The sequence below is a fragment of the Candidatus Neomarinimicrobiota bacterium genome, from assembly GCA_018647265.1.
Taxonomy (GTDB): Bacteria; Fidelibacterota; Marinisomatia; order Marinisomatales; family TCS55; genus TCS55.
The window spans coordinates 1-15,715 of the sequence record JABGTK010000099.1 but is presented as its reverse complement, the minus strand read 5'-3'; the positions used below and the strand labels follow the sequence as shown (position 1 = coordinate 15,715).

General features: G+C 40.4%; 14 protein-coding genes. 13 read left to right on the top strand and 1 reads right to left on the bottom strand.

Annotated elements, in window-relative coordinates; genetic code table 11:
- Position 1 precedes the first annotated feature (1 nt).
- The 7 genes from asd (at position 2) to HN459_05570 (ending at position 8,352) form a co-directional block, all read left to right on the top strand.
- Positions 2-1,102 (top strand): aspartate-semialdehyde dehydrogenase, encoded by a 1,101-nt coding sequence (asd, locus tag HN459_05600; GenBank protein MBT3478922.1) that lies wholly within the window; start codon positions 2-4, stop codon positions 1,100-1,102.
- The gene (locus HN459_05595; GenBank protein ID MBT3478921.1) at positions 1,092-2,027 is read left to right on the top strand and encodes a homoserine kinase; all 936 of its coding nucleotides are present in this window, start codon (positions 1,092-1,094) and stop codon (positions 2,025-2,027) included. Before asd ends, HN459_05595 begins: the two co-directional genes overlap by 11 nt.
- 3 nt (positions 2,028-2,030) lie before the next feature.
- The gene (gene thrC / locus HN459_05590; protein MBT3478920.1) at positions 2,031-3,317 is read left to right on the top strand and encodes a threonine synthase; all 1,287 of its coding nucleotides are present in this window, start codon (positions 2,031-2,033) and stop codon (positions 3,315-3,317) included.
- 25 nt (positions 3,318-3,342) lie between these two features.
- Complete coding sequence (locus HN459_05585; protein ID MBT3478919.1) at positions 3,343-4,485, top strand: PLP-dependent transferase; 1,143 nt, start codon at positions 3,343-3,345, stop codon at positions 4,483-4,485.
- Positions 4,486-4,753: 268 nt separating this feature from the next.
- The gene (locus tag HN459_05580; GenBank protein MBT3478918.1) at positions 4,754-7,615 is read left to right on the top strand and encodes a hypothetical protein; all 2,862 of its coding nucleotides are present in this window, start codon (positions 4,754-4,756) and stop codon (positions 7,613-7,615) included.
- Between the two features lie 65 nt (positions 7,616-7,680).
- The gene (locus HN459_05575; GenBank protein ID MBT3478917.1) at positions 7,681-7,836 is read left to right on the top strand and encodes a hypothetical protein; all 156 of its coding nucleotides are present in this window, start codon (positions 7,681-7,683) and stop codon (positions 7,834-7,836) included.
- 36 nt (positions 7,837-7,872) lie between these two features.
- A complete protein-coding gene (locus tag HN459_05570) occupies positions 7,873-8,352 on the top strand; it encodes a MaoC family dehydratase (GenBank protein MBT3478916.1) in 480 nt (159 codons plus the stop codon).
- Between the two features lie 68 nt (positions 8,353-8,420).
- On the opposite strand, the gene HN459_05565 is transcribed toward HN459_05570, so the two are convergent.
- On the bottom strand, positions 8,421-9,998 hold the full coding sequence (locus HN459_05565) for a DUF3612 domain-containing protein (protein MBT3478915.1): 1,578 nt from the start codon (positions 9,996-9,998) through the stop codon (positions 8,421-8,423).
- A 193-nt stretch (positions 9,999-10,191) separates the two neighbouring features.
- On the opposite strand from HN459_05565, the gene aceB reads away from it, so the two are divergent.
- The 6 genes from aceB to HN459_05535 all read left to right on the top strand — a co-directional run.
- A complete protein-coding gene (aceB, locus tag HN459_05560; protein ID MBT3478914.1) occupies positions 10,192-11,787 on the top strand; it encodes a malate synthase A in 1,596 nt (531 codons plus the stop codon).
- A gap of 14 nt (positions 11,788-11,801) precedes the next feature.
- Complete coding sequence (locus HN459_05555; GenBank protein MBT3478913.1) at positions 11,802-11,966, top strand: hypothetical protein; 165 nt, start codon at positions 11,802-11,804, stop codon at positions 11,964-11,966.
- Positions 11,963-13,291: an isocitrate lyase gene (aceA, locus tag HN459_05550; protein MBT3478912.1), complete on the top strand. Its 1,329-nt coding sequence runs from the start codon at positions 11,963-11,965 to the stop codon at positions 13,289-13,291. Before HN459_05555 ends, aceA begins: the two co-directional genes overlap by 4 nt.
- Before the next feature lie 92 nt (positions 13,292-13,383).
- Positions 13,384-13,716 carry a hypothetical protein gene (locus tag HN459_05545; protein ID MBT3478911.1) on the top strand — a complete coding sequence of 111 codons (333 nt, stop codon included), beginning with the start codon at positions 13,384-13,386 and terminating at the stop codon, positions 13,714-13,716.
- A 71-nt stretch (positions 13,717-13,787) separates the two neighbouring features.
- Positions 13,788-14,873 carry a hypothetical protein gene (locus HN459_05540; GenBank protein MBT3478910.1) on the top strand — a complete coding sequence of 362 codons (1,086 nt, stop codon included), beginning with the start codon at positions 13,788-13,790 and terminating at the stop codon, positions 14,871-14,873.
- A gap of 3 nt (positions 14,874-14,876) precedes the next feature.
- On the top strand, positions 14,877-15,715 hold an 839-nt coding region (locus HN459_05535), incomplete at its 3' end, for a zinc ABC transporter substrate-binding protein (GenBank protein ID MBT3478909.1).

Sequence of the window (15,715 nt, the reverse complement as noted above, 5' to 3'; positions counted from 1 at the left end):
AATGAGTCAAAAAATTAAAGTTAGTGTTTTGGGTGCCACAGGAATGGTGGGGCAAAATTTTCTACGACTTTTGCATGGACATCGTTGGTTCCAGATAGTGGATGTGGCAGCTTCACCTCGATCTGCCGGGAAAACATATGCCGATGCTGTGGGTGAAAATTGGTTTATGCCCAGTGAAATTCCAGCTGGAATAAAAAATTTAATCGTCCGGGATTCCCAAGATATTGATATAATTCCGGAAGAAGTAAACTGTATTTTTTCTGCGATGGATTTGCCCGACAATAAAGATACACGGGAATTAGAATTTTCTTATGCCAAAGCGGGATATCCAATTGTAAGTACCAGTTCTGCCAATCGCGGTACAGAAGATGTACCCATGATCATCCCGGAGATCAATCCTGAACATGCAAATGTGATTCCAATTCAGCAGGCAAATAGAGGATTGCCAAAATCGGGTTTTGTAGCCGTGAAACCCAATTGTTCCATTCAATCTTATTTGGTGACTTTGGCTGCTTTAAAAAATGCCGGATTCCCAGTGAATAAAGTTCAGGTGACCTCACTCCAGGCTGTTTCCGGTGCGGGACAGGCAGGGATTCAATCGGAAGAAATGAAAGATAATGTTATTCCATTTATTGGCGGTGAAGAAGAAAAAACGGAAAATGAACCATTGAAAATTCTTGGAAGTGTTTCAGGAAATGGAATTGTTAATTCTAATCAAATAGATATCAGTGCTGTTTGTACCCGTGTTTCGGTTATTGATGGACATACGGCTGTTGTTCATGCGGGATTCAAAGAAGAAGTGCCATCTTTAGAAAAGATAAAATCGATTTGGAAAAACTTTAGGGCTTTGCCTCAAAAAGACGCATTTCCAATGGCGCCGGAAAAGCCCATTATTTATTTAGAAGAAAAAGATCGGCCACAGCCAAAACTAGATAGGGATGTTGATAAAGGGATGGCTGTTTCTGTTGGCCGTTTAGTCGAAGACAAATTTTTTGATATCCGCTACGTGGCTCTTTCTCATAACACTATTCGCGGCGCTGCCGGTGGCGCCATTTTAATGGCTGAATTGTTGGTCGAAAAGGAATACATCAATGCTAAATGATTCTGTAAAAATTCGGGCAACCGCATCGGTAGCCAATGTGTCTTGCGGGTTTGATTGTATTGGGTATGCGATTGCCAATCCAGGGGATACCTTGACAATTTCACTTCAAAATAGGCCTGGAATTGAAATCAGTTTATTCGGCCCAAAATCGGATTTAATTCCGACAATTGCTGAACATAATACGGCAGGGAAGGCAATCCTGTCCCTGCTAAATACGGTCGATAGCGATCAAGGGTTTAAAGTAATATTAAATAAGGGTATTCCGCCAGGTAGCGGGATTGGGTCCAGCGCCGCCAGTGCAGCAGCAGCAGTTGTTGGTGCCAATGAGCTTTTGGGGAAGCCACTAGAGTTAAATGATTTACTGGTTCACGGCATGGCCGGTGAGGCGGTTGCCTCAGGCGGATTTCATGCAGACAATATTGCACCATCACTTTTTGGTGGCATCATTCTAATCCGCAGTTATGAACCTTTGGATATTTTAAATTTACCCGTTCCTAAATCATTATTTAGTACAGCTGTTTTACCAGATTTTGTTGTGAATACAAGAGATGCACGCCGGATGTTGCCTAAACAGGTACCTCTGAATTCTGCCGTGGAACAAGCAGGTAACCTGGCGGGGTTTACGCTAGGGCTTCATAAAAATGATTTTGATTTACTTGGACGATCCATGGTTGATCTATTTGCAGAACCCATTCGAGCGGAACTCATTCCCGGCTATCATGGGGTGCGTAATGCTGCCATGGATGCGGGTGCTATCGGCAGTGGTATTTCAGGCTCGGGACCATCGTTGTTTGCGCTTTCTGATTCGAAAGAAAAAGCTGAATCAATTGGAAAGGCGATGGTGAAAGCATTTAAGAAAGTAGGATTAAAAAGCCGCGCTTTCAGTTCTCCAATTCATACCGAACCACCCAAAATACTGGACTAATAATTGCGTTATTACAGTACAGGCGGTGACTCATCATTTGTTGGGTTTAAAGATGCGTTGTTTCAAGGGTTAGCACCAGACGGCGGTTTGTTCATGCCCGAAAATATTCCCCTTTTAGGAAAAGACTTTTTTAAAACTGACTTAACTTACCCAGAATTAGCAGCAGAAATGATCAAACCATTTGTTTCAGGTGACCTGTCAAATCAACAAATAGATGAAATTGCTGAATTAGCTTTTGATTTTCCTATCCCTATTGCGCAGGTAAATGAATCAGATTATATCATGGAATTGTTCCATGGCCCCACCTTGGCCTTCAAGGATTTTGCAGCCCGATTCATGGCCCGAACAATGGCGATGCTTTTAGAAAATGAAAATAGAGAATTAACAATCCTTGTGGCAACTTCTGGAGATACGGGAAGCGCCGTAGCCAATGGATTCTTAGGACTGGAAGGCATTAAAGTAGTCATCCTTTATCCATCTAATCGGGTCAGTGTAATCCAGGAAAAGCAATTAACAACCATGGGGCGAAATATCACAGCACTAGAAGTAAACGGAAGTTTTGACGATTGCCAAAAGATGGTGAAGCAGGCATTTCTAGATAATGAATTAACTGAAAGCCGTTTTTTTAGTTCTGCCAATTCTATTAATATTGGCCGGTTGCTACCTCAATCAGTTTATTATGCATGGGCTTGGAAACAGGCTGAGGAACCAAAAGTTTTTAGTGTACCATGCGGAAATTTCGGAAATCTGACCGGTGGCCTTTTGGCTAAAAGAATGGGATTACCCATTGAGAAATTCATTGCGGCAACCAATGCCAATGATGTATTTCCAAAATATTTAAGAGGTTGCGAAGTAACTACCGAGCGGGCGAAACAAACACTTTCTAATGCGATGGATGTGAGCGTTCCCAGTAACCTCGTGCGTATAAAAAAATTATACAATAACGAAGTGGATCAAATTAAATCAGATATAATAAGTTGGAGTTTTTCTGACGATGAAACGAAAAGGACAATTGAGAAATTGAAAGAAGAGGCTAATTATCTTACCGATCCCCATACGGCAGTAGGTGTTCTTGGTTTAAAAAAATATCGGGTAGAAACAGGCTCAATGCAAAAAGGAATTGTTTTGTCCACCGCCCATCCTGGGAAATTTGCGGAGGTGGTTGAACCTATAATTAAAGAGAAAATTGATTTACCAGATCCGTTACAAAGTGTATTAAATAAAGAAAAGCAAGCAATTACAATTAGAAATCAATATTCAGATTTGAAGGAATTTTTAATGGAATCTTAGGGTTCCATTTTTGAAAGGAGTTATTATGAAATTCGAAACCAAAGTTGTCCAAGCGGGCATGACACCGGACCCAACTACAGGAGCGATTTTGCCCCCATTGTACCAGACTGCTACATATGTGCTGGAAGAGGTTGGCAAGGATAAAGGATTCGATTATACCCGATCATCCAATCCAACCCGGCAAGTGATGGAAGAACAATTGGCGGTAATTGAAGGGGGTAAATATGGCATTGCTTTTGCTAGTGGTATGGCAACAGTTGACAGTTGTTTGAAGCTGTTGAAATCGGGTGATCACGTTGTTTGTTCGGACGATGTTTATGGAGGAGTCTCCCGTCACTTCAATCAAATTTTGGTCAATTATAACCTCCATTTCTCTTATGTGGATTCATCGGATGCGGCCAATGTTGAAAATGCAATTCAACCCAATACAAAACTGATTTGGATAGAAACGCCGACAAATCCATTACTTAAGGTAACGGACCTTGAAGCGGTGGGTAAAATCGCCAAGAAGCATGATATTTTATTTGGCGTGGATTCAACCTTTGCCACTCCGGTGTTTTTACGTCCCTTGGAATTTGGTGCTGATTTAGTTATGCACAGCACAACCAAGTATTTAAGTGGTCATAATCAACTGATTGGCGGTATTGTTATTACCGATCGAGAAGATTTATTTGATGAACTCAAGTTTGTCCAAAAAACAATCGGTGCTGTCCCGGGCCCATTTGATTGTTGGCTTACAACTATGGGTGTAAAAACACTTGATCTGCGGATGAAAAAACATGCCGAAAATGCTCAGGTTGTGGCCGAATATTTGGAAGCGCATCATAAAGTTGCTAGTGTTACATATCCTGGTTTGGCGTCTCATCCATCCTATGAGATAGCTAAAAAACAAATGTCCGGATTCAGCGGTATGATATCCTTTGAATTGACGGGCGGTATCCTCGCTGGAAAAACGGTGATGAATTCTGTTAAACTTGCTCAATTGGCCGAAAGTTTAGGTTCAGTTGAAACAATGATAACCCATCCGGCCACCATGACCCATGCTGAAGTGCCTAAAGCAGATCGCGAAGCACGTGGACTTACAGATGGATTAGTCCGAATATCAGTAGGCATTGAGCATGTAGATGATATAATCGCTGACTTGGATCAGGCACTGGATAATGCCTAGTATGAATTTAATAATAAATTAATTAAGTACAGAAAACATGAATTAAATATTGACTTCATTTAATTTAGTCAGTAATCTTGAATATCCTATTGGAGCCTGAATTCTGAGCTATGGAGGTTTTTAAGGAGGCGTTCTATTTGGACTGAAGCACTGTTAATATGACTCCTTGATGTGCTTTGATTATTAGTCGACCTCGTCTCGATTTATCGGGACGAGGTTTTTTATTATACACCTTTACAATAACGTAATAAATTACTCGTCAAATTTCATGCAATATTTCAAACCTTTTTCAATCATTTTATTTGTCTCCATACAAATGTCACTCTGTCTTGCCCAAGATCCACCGGGAATAGAATGGAAACAAATTCAAACCGATCATTATCAAATTATTTTCCCCAATGAATTGGCTACTGAAGGGAATCGTGTTGCCAACACATTAGAGCATGTTCATCAGCAAATCAACAAATCCTTGCCAGGGAGGCACCTAAAAATCCCAGTCCTTCTCAATAATAGAAGCGCAATTCCCAACGGGTTTGTGGGGCAAGCGCCATGGGTGTCTGAATGGAATCATGTCCCCTTGATGTTACGGGAAATGGGAAGCACTGAATGGTATCGTGATTTGGCTATCCATGAAGGTCGTCATATTATTCAGATAAATTATATGAATATTGGAATGAGTCGATTGGTTGGAGGTGTTTTTGGAGAAGCAACCCAATCACTTTATACTGGATTGCTCATACCATCTTGGTATTGGGAGGGCGATGCGGTCGGCATAGAAACAGCCTTAACCCATTCGGGACGGGGGCGTTCAGCTTATTTTTCTCGAATAGCGAGAGGACATATTTTGTCTGGGAACCAGATATCTTATCGAAAAACATTATATGGATCGTTAAAAAATGAATATCCAAATCAATATGAATTGGGGTACTACCTTACAACTCATGTTAAAAAGGAGTATGGGGCTGAGGCCTGGCCGACCATACTTAAAAAATCATTAATGTGGCCATTTACCTTAAACCCCTTTTTCCCATTATCTCGTGCCATGAAGACAAGCACTGGATCAACTCTGCCACAAATATATCATGACACATTTTACGATTTGGAAATGGCATGGAAAATGCAATGGATGGGATTAAAGAAAGAGGAGTCCAATGATTTGACACCCGATAGGAAAATTGTCACCCATTATCGATATCCTGCTGCAGGAAAAGAGGGAAAAATTATTTCGCTAAAATCTAGTTTAGGTGATGTGAATACGATCGTTCAAATTATTGCGGGTGAAGAAGTGGCATTAAAAAAAATTCAAGGTTCTTCAGAATTATTTGGTTTCCATTCAAACGGGAATCAAATGGTTTGGTCTGCCTATGATCCAGATGTACGATGGACGAAACGAAGTTGGGCCAACATTCGAGTCTATGACATTAAAACCGACAATGAGAAAAGGATTACTCACAATAAACGGTTTTATCAGCCAAATATTTCACCGAATGGTGAAAAAATTGCAGTCGTTTCTTTTTCGGAAGATCGTCATTCTCTTTTAGTCATTTTAGATGCGAAAACGGGTTCGGTTATGGATCAAGTTGAAGCGCCTAATTCGGGATTGATTATGACCCCGGCATGGTCCAAGGATGGGGCGAAGGTCGTTTTCACGGCACAGAAATTTGAAGGGCGAGCCTTGTACATTTATCGATTAAAAAATAGACAGTTTGATCTGGTCAATTCAAGTGCTTGGCAGCATTTGTATCGGCCGATTTTTTATAATAATTATATACTATATGAGTCTCAAGTGAATGGTATCGATCAAATTGTTGCCATCGATTTAAAAACTAAGGAAGAATATCGTATTACATCTTCAAAATTTGGCGCATATAACCCAAGGGTAACCCCGCTGGGAAAATTGCTATTTAATGAATATTCTATAATGGGTGATGGTATTTCTACAATGGATTTAGATACGGTGAAATGGGATATTCTTGATTCAAATCGAAATTCAATTAGAGTTGGTCATTTTACGGAATACCAAAGTGAATCAATTTTTGATACAAGTATACCATCTTATTCTTATAAAGTTTCCAGCTACAATGGTCTTCAAACGCTTTTCAATTTTCACAGCCGTTACATTTTTGATGATGAATTAAATCCAACTTTGGGTATTCAATCCGATAATATTTTAGGGACGCTGGCGATTGGTGGAGAAATTTCTTACAATAAGAATGAGAATACAATTCAGAAAAGAATTAGGGGTATTTACAAAGGATTTTATCCTATTCTCGATTTTGAACTGAGTATTGGAGAACGAAATATTGGCTATGGACCATTCTCCCAAAAAATAGAAAATAGAAATGATACATTAAAATTTAGTATTAATGAAAAATGGGATGAGTTCGTTTTTGATTTTGGTGCAACATTGCCTCTTAAAAATAAAAAAAAGGGAATTCGAACTCATTATGCATATGCAAAAATAGGGTCAAGATATACGAGCAGATCGAACACTTATTTTCATTATAACTTTACTCACATTCCACCTAATATTCGAGTAAAGAATCGAGAAAAACGTGACGATAGGGATGGAGGCATAATGCCTGTTTATTTTGAATCAGGTTATATTTCTATCGATGAAAAATCAGTCAGGGATTTAGGTAATCCGGGGTGGCAGATCTATGGCTATTATGGCAATACACCATTGGGAGGATTATGGAAGGGGAACCAAGTTTCTTTGAGGTTTCAGCATGGTATGAAAGGAATTGGAAAACACCATTTTGTTTCATCCATATTTCAATATGAAACAAATAAAGGTGTTAATATCCTGCCATCTAAGGTTTCATTTCCATATGGATATAACTGGCAATTATTTGAATCAATATGGCGTGTGAAGGTCAAATACAAAATGCCCTTGTTTTATCCCGATTGGGTACTTCCTTTCGGTATCTCCTATTTAAAAAGAATCCAAGTTGGGGTTTTTGTAGATAAGACATCCGGTAACGGACAAAATTCAATGATGGCAGTAGGTGGTGGTATCACATTTGAATCTGCTGGATTCTTTGATATTAAGTTTCCAATTCCATTTACAATTAATTATTATTATCAGCCGGAAACGGGAAAATCGGGAATTCAATTGGATTTTGAATAATGGGATATATTGATGTAGGTTTGGAGGTACCCAATAAGATTTATCTCTTTTATTAAAAGGATTTTATGAGCAATCGCGGATCAGAAAGAAGACTAGACGAACGACGTAACGGTGGAGAAAGGCGGGATGGAAATATTCCTGTTCAAAATGATCGTAGACTCTTAAAGGATCGCCGTAATAAAGATGAACGGAGGTCAGGTGACGAACGGAGGGACTCTTAAGTCTTAGTTTATTTTTATTTATTTTAGGAGAATTTTATGGATTTAGTAAAATCAAAATATACTATTGCTGATTTTAAAAATGCCAAAAATAAAGATCTTGGCTACTCAGACTGGCTTCCGGTCACTCAGAAGAATATTGACCAGTTTGGCATCGTTACCCATGACAGCTATTGGATTCATACCGATCCGGATCGGGTTGAAGCAGAAGGCGTTTATGATACAACCATCGCCCATGGATTTTGGACACTTTCTCTACTTACATATTTTAATAATCAAATGGATTTGTGGCCTGAGAATACACATTCGGGCGTCAATTATGGATTAAATAAAGTTCGTTGGATGGGACCTGTTCCAATTGGGTCACGAATCCGAAATCACGTCATTTTAATGCATTGTAAAAAGCGCGGTGAAAATCGTTATGTGGCTACCTTTAATTGCACGATAGAAGTAGAGGGAATAGAAAAGCCCGCTATGATTGCAGAATGGCTAGGGATGATTATCACCAAGCCTAATTAACTTTTTTAGGTCCCAATTACAATCATCGGGTAGTTGAAGGAATATAAATCCCCGTTTCAAAAAAAGTATTAGTCTGATTCTTTCAAAATTATATCTTTTATTTCCTCCACCCAAGATATTCGCCTGGGTGTTGATGGCATAGCAGTACATTTAGTTCGGCGGGGGCATTGGGATTGCCGTGGACAAATAATACTCACAGGAAAATTCAATCCCTTTTCCACCCAACTGATATTAATAATCCTGGCGGCGGAACTGATGACTTCTTTTATTTTCTGGGGCATGAGTATTTCATTCTTTTTATTTCTAGGGGCAACCTCCATTGCTTCAATAATATCATTTGGTCGTGTACCGTATGTTTCTAATAGGGGAAATAAGTCAATGCCCACAGAAATGATATGGGGATTTCCTGCCCCATCCTTGGTTTGGGTGGCAATACAGGCGTAAAGCCTTGGATCACGATCTTCTTCCCGCATTAGAGAAATCTGGGTGAGTGTTTTTTTGGATTCCAAATCATCTGCCATTTGAAACAGTGCCCATTGCCGGCAAAAATCAGGTGAATCTGTCATAGTCCCTGAAGGTAAGGGAATCCCATTCCCGCGGTACACTGCTCGTAGTTTATTGGGCGGATAAATATCAAAATAATGCCAATGACGGTAGGGAGAAACAACAGTCATTCTCCGCATAACCACAGCAGGTGTCAGTTCAATCTGTTTCCCTGAAAATATATCATAAGCCTTACGGCTGAGGTATTGACGAAATGGTTGACGGGGACATAAAAAAGCGCCAGCAAAGAAACTACATTCGAAATCCCGCCAAGCTGTAAGGATATCCTGCTGATTCATTGTAGTGAGTCGATCTTTTGAAGGCGGAGGAGATCCACCCAATTCACCACCGGTGGATTGAGAAGAAATAAGACCATCTCCACCATGGAGTACCTTATGGCCCAAATGATAAGCCAAGTCATATTTTAACCGAGCCTCATTATGCTTTAAATCTTCGTTGAGGAAAACTGTATTTGGTGAGTCATAAAAGGATCTGAAAAATGTTTTTACTTCCCGCTCTTCATCACTAATGGTTTGAAATGATTCTTTCTTAAACCATTTTACTTTTAATCCCTGTTGTTTATAAATCTCCAGTATTTGACGGGAACGGAGTGGAAATCGTTTTTGACTGACTGAATCTGCAGCCCGTTCCAAGTCTGGAAACTGGTTACGGTTGTGCTCTTGGTATGAGCGAATAAGAATATGGGCGAATTGCCGCCCTGTGATACTGGCTTGATTCAGTAATTCAGGGATAGATATTTCCATAAGATTATTAGAAAATAAAACTTGAGGTTCTAATTGTAAACGGTCTGCAGATCTTTGGCCTTCATCCTGCAGTAGTGTGGAGGGTTGCTGGGCATCATCCAAAAGCCAAGTTGATTCTCGTTGAAAAATCGAGGCCAATATTTCTAATACTTTTGGTGCTGGCGCCCGTTGGCCTCTTTCGATCAAACTGATGTAGGAAACGGAGGGCGCATTGATAGCATCAATCTGGACACTTCGGGCGGCAAGATCCTCTAATGTCATACCCGATTGCTTTCGAAGGATTCTCAATTTTGACCCTAAAAAATGGGCATTGGTTGCAGTTGGAGATTTAGGCTTCATGGTTTTTCCTGTAAAATTTACACTGTCAAATTATATTGTAAAATTTTACAATAAAAGTAAAATATGCATGGGTACTTTTCCATCGCGAATTAGGAACCACTATGGGATAATTCAAAAAAATTAAGAGAAAAACATGCAATACCCACAAACAACAGAAATACAACCAAAATCCCCAGTTCAAATGGATTCTGGTATGAATAAGGACAACCCCAGTGAGGGATTGGTTATTAAAGGGCAGTGGACCGCTGCTTGTGCCAGAGTATTGACTAAAGAAGCACGATTGTTCATTACTGAACTGGAAAAATGTTTTGGGAATCGTCGTAGAGAATTATTAACGGCCCGCGTTCAAAGGCAATCTGATATTGATAAAGGTGTCATGCCAGATTTCTTGCCAGAAACTGAATCGGTACGAAATGGAGATTGGACAGTTGCGCATGTACCTGCAGATCTCCAAGACCGCCGTGTAGAGATTACTGGGCCGGTCGATCGAAAAATGATTATTAATGCGCTGAATTCCCCGGTGAAAGTATTCATGGCCGATTTTGAAGATTCTTCTTCTCCTACGTGGGATAATATGGTCGAAGGACAGGTGAACTTGCGAGATGCCATCCGCAGAAAGATTACGTTCATTAATCCTAAAAACGGTAAGTATTATAAATTAAATGATAAAACAGCCACATTAATGGTGCGTCCCCGTGGATGGCATTTGGAAGAAAAGAATGTGGAATTGAATGGCAAGCCCATATCCGCATCATTGTTTGATTTCGGACTATACTTTTTTCATAACGCAAAAGAATTGAATAAACGCGATACCGGTCCCTATTTCTATTTACCAAAATTGGAAAGCCATTTAGAAGCTCGCCTGTGGAATGATGTATTTGTTTATGCCCAGGAAACATTAGGTGTTCCAAATGGAACAATCAAGGCGACAGTGTTGATTGAAACGATTTTGGCGGCTTTTGAGATGGATGAAATACTGTTTGAATTAAAAGACCATTCCGCCGGTTTGAATTGCGGACGCTGGGACTATATTTTCAGCTTCATTAAAAAATTCAAAAATAATGCAGATTTTATTTTACCAGATCGGGGTGAAGTAACCATGGGACGGCATTTTTTAAAAAGTTATGTGAATTTGTTAATTCAAACATGTCACAAGCGTGGTGCTCATGCGATGGGCGGAATGGCAGCACAAATTCCTATAAATGGTAATGAAGATGAGAATAATGAAGCTATGGATAAAGTGCGCTTGGATAAGGAACGGGAAATGAAAGCCGGTCATGATGGTACTTGGGTTGCCCATCCCGGATTAGCCCCTATCGCCATGGAAGCATTCTCAGAAATGACTTTGGCCAACCAGGTTGAAGCGCGTCCACGTAAAGATGTAAAAATCACCGCAGAAGATTTACTTAAAGTTCCCGCTGGCCATATCACTGAAGACAGCGTGAGGCATAATATTCGTGTGGGGATTCAGTACATCGAAGCATGGCTCAGGGGAAACGGTTGTGTACCCCTGTATAACTTGATGGAAGATGCAGCAACAGCAGAAATTTGTCGCTCGCAACTCTGGCAATGCGTCCATCTTGAAGCTGTTACTGAAGAAGGTGAATGCATTACAGTTAAAAAAATTGAAAAATTGATTATGGAAGAATTGGAACAGATCAAAACAGAAATTGGATTGGATAATTATTTTTCCGGCCGTTTCAATATTGCCACAGACCTTTTCACCAATATGATCAAAACGGAAGACTTTGACGAATTCTTAACACTCAAAGCTTACCAATACATCTAAACAGGAGAATAACAATGAAAGATCAACAAAGAACACACATCTTCGAACAGGATATTACTGACAGAAGAATGGTTTCCACTCCTAAGCTAAATCAAATGAAAGCTCAGGATAGACCGACCATCAATCGCTCAATGAGTACATCAGAAATTTTTGAACAAGATATACAAGTGAGGTTATAATGAATAGACAAGAACAAGTAAATCAATTAGAAAAAGACTGGAAAGAAAACGACCGCTGGGAAGGCATCGCCCGTCCCTATACCGCTGATGAAGTGGTAAACCTTCGTGGGTCTGTCCAGATAGAATATACACTTGGCAAAAAAGGTGCCGAAAAATTTTGGGAAGCACTCAAGGGAGATGAAGTTGTTTCAGCTCTGGGCGCCCTTACAGGCAACCAAGCTATTCAGGAAGTCCAAGCCGGGTTGAAAGCGGTATACTGTTCTGGTTGGCAAGTAGCGGGAGACGCCAATTCAGCTGGCGCCATGTACCCGGATCAAAGTCTATATCCCGTCGATTCTGTTCCCAAGTTGGTGGAACGGATTAACAATTCACTCCTTCGTACGGATGAAATCCATTGGATGAAAGGTGATGATAGTACCGATTGGGTTGTTCCTTTGATTGCAGATGCAGAAGCTGGATTTGGCGGAAACCTCAATGCTTATGAACTCATGAAATCCATGATCAAAGCAGGCGCTGCAGCGGTTCATTGGGAAGATCAATTATCATCAGCCAAAAAATGTGGCCACATGGGTGGTAAGGTATTGGTCTCTACTCAGGAAGCAATCAATAAACTGGTGGCGGCTAGATTAGCGGCGGATGTAATGGATGTTCCTTCAGTCATTATAGCCCGGACTGACGCCAACGCAGCCAACCTTATCACTACGGATGTTGATATTCGCGATCAACAATTTGTTACTGGAGATCGATCCAACGAAGGATTTTACTACGTAAATAATGGGTTAGATCAAGCAATCGATCGGGGTCTGTCTTACGCACCTTATGCAGATCTCCTGTGGTGCGAAACGGCCAAACCGAATTTGGATGAAGCACGTCGGTTCGCCGAAGCCATCCATGAGAAATATCCCGGGAAACTTTTGTGCTACAACTGTTCCCCTTCTTTCAATTGGAAAGCAAATTTGGGTGATGCAGAACTTAAATCCTTTCGGGAAGAACTATTCAAAATGGGTTACAAATACCAGTTCATCACCTTGGCCGGGTGGCATGCACTAAACCTGAGTATGTTCGAATTGAGCCGTGCTTATGCCGCCGATGGTATGTACGCTTATTCAAACATGCAGAATCGTGAATTCGAAAATGAAGAAAACGGATTCCGGGCTGCCAAGCACCAGGCTTTTGTGGGAACGGGGTATTTTGATGCCGTTCAAAATACAGTTACAGCAGGGAATGCATCGACAGTAGCTATGGAAGGTTCAACTGAAGAACAACAATTTCACTCTGCCGAATCTCCAATAGTAATGGATAAAACGCCAGCCTACCAAGCGTAGTATTCAATAGAATATAATACCTCCTCCAGCCCCTTCCAGTTTTCTGGGAGGGGCTTTTCTTTTCAAAATATTTGGCCTATTTTCCGCCACTGATGAAATCAATAAACCAATTCATTACATTAATCCTTTTGGTGTGGATGGGCCTATTCACCCAAATATCAACTTCGCATATGGGACATGGCCATGATCTGCTTCCTTCAGAGGCCAGTCTTTGTGCTATTGACTGTGAAGAAAAATCTCACCATTCTGTCGGGGAAGCCTGTGAATGGTTTATTGGCAAACGCCTCACCAACAATGATGGTATTATTTCTACCGTAGACCAAATCCCAATTGAATTCGAAACAATTCATTGGACACCTCAATATTTCCTCTCAACTGCATCCCAGAATTTTGTCCATTGGGATCGCGGTCCCCCTGTCGTTTAGTTTTAGCACTTAATGACATATCCTCGGTTCGTCGGGGATTCCCATAAAACACAACATAGAGGAAGTATCCAATGTTACAAAAATTAATTGGGGTACTCATATTTTCAGGAATTTTATTTAGCCAGACGACAGCCAACCCCCAATTCAGTATAGTTGGAGATTTGGTAATGGATCAGCTCCAAAAAGATCCAAACTTATCTAGTTCTGGGATTGAAATTGCTGTCCAAGGTTATGTTAACCCCTTTGCTCGTGCCGATGTATATTTACACAAACATAATGATGATTCTCCCATAGAATTAGAAGAAGCGGTGATTACAGTTGAACGAGGACTTCCATTTGGATTAGGCCTCCGTGCCGGGAAGTTCAGGCCGGACCTTGGCAAGATCAATAAAGATCATGCCCATTTATTTCCATTTATTGAAGCACCCAAAGGAATATCCATGGTACTGGGTGAAGAATTCTATACCGCCACCGGATTGGAAGTCAATTGGCTAATGCCACTACCTTGGTATAGCAATCTATCCATTGGGTATTTTAATTCTGATATCAGTGACCACGACCATGGAAAAAATGTATCAGATCACATTGACTATGATCATGAAGGTGGTGATAGTAACGATGGACATATTGATGAGGAACACGACGACGGAGAGAAACAGCTTAAAGGGTCTTCTGCACGATGGTCCCACTTTATTGACCTGAATGAAGTGAATCATTTTGAATTTGGTACCAGTTATTACGTAGATCATGAAAAAAGTTTTGGTGGTGCGGATTTCAAATATAAATGGCGCCCCAATAAGTACCGTTCGTTGACTCTCCAAGGTGAGGTGATTCAATTTGAGTTGGGTGATAAACATGAAGAAAAAACGGTTCATCCCAAGGAGGTCTTAACAGCAGGATATCTTTTGGTAAACTTCCAATTTAATAAGGCCTGGAATGTGGGTGTTATGGGCGATTTCTGGCAATTTGATCTGGCGGATATCCACAACATGGATCCATCAATTTTTATAGGTTTTAGTCCCGTTGAAGAATCAGCTGTCCTCAGAATCAGGATCGGTCAAGTGGCAAATGATCATGAAGGCTATGACAAAAAACATTTAAAAACGACGGCCCAACTTATCTGGTCTTTAGGCCCCCACAAACCGCATCGGTATTAAGTCATGAGAAAATTATTCTTAATATTGAGCATACTGTCCATTTGTTTCGGAAAAGTTCGGGTCGTCACTTCAACCACGGATTTGGCTGATATTGTGAAATCTATTGGCGGGGATCATGTGACTGTTATCAGTATTGCTCGTGGGAACCAAGACCCCCATTATATAGAGGTGCTCCCTTCCTACATGATCAAAGTTCGAAAGGCTGACTTGTATTTTATGGTGGGTATGGAGTTGGATTTGTGGGCTAAGCAAGTTATTGATGGTTCCCGCAATCAAAAAATCGAGGTAGTGGATTGTTCTGTTGAAATTGAAAAAATGGAAATTCCCGCAGGAACCGTGGACGCCAGTATGGGAGATATCCATCGTTTTGGGAATCCCCATTATTGGCTTGATCCGAGAAATGGAATACTCATTGCACAATTAATCGCTGAAAAACTGACCAAAGCAGAACCAAGAAATTCTGATATATTTCAACAAAACCTGAATGCGTTTAATCATCAATTGGACAAGGCCATTTTAGATTGGCAGAATCGTTATACAAATCTGTCAGGGAAAAAACTAATTTTTTACCATAATTCCTGGCCATATTTTTCGAATCGATTTGGTTTGGAAACGGTTGAATTCTTAGAACCTAAACCGGGGATTACTCCTTCCCCAGCAAAATTGAATCGCATTATCCAACGCATTAAATCGGACAAAATAGAAGTGATTGCTTCCGAATCTTATTTCAGCGATCGTGTACCTAAATTTATTGCATCAAAAACAAAAGTAAAAACGGTGAAATTGGCTCAATCTGTAGGTGCAATTGAAGGAGCAGATTCTTATATCCATTTATTCGAAAC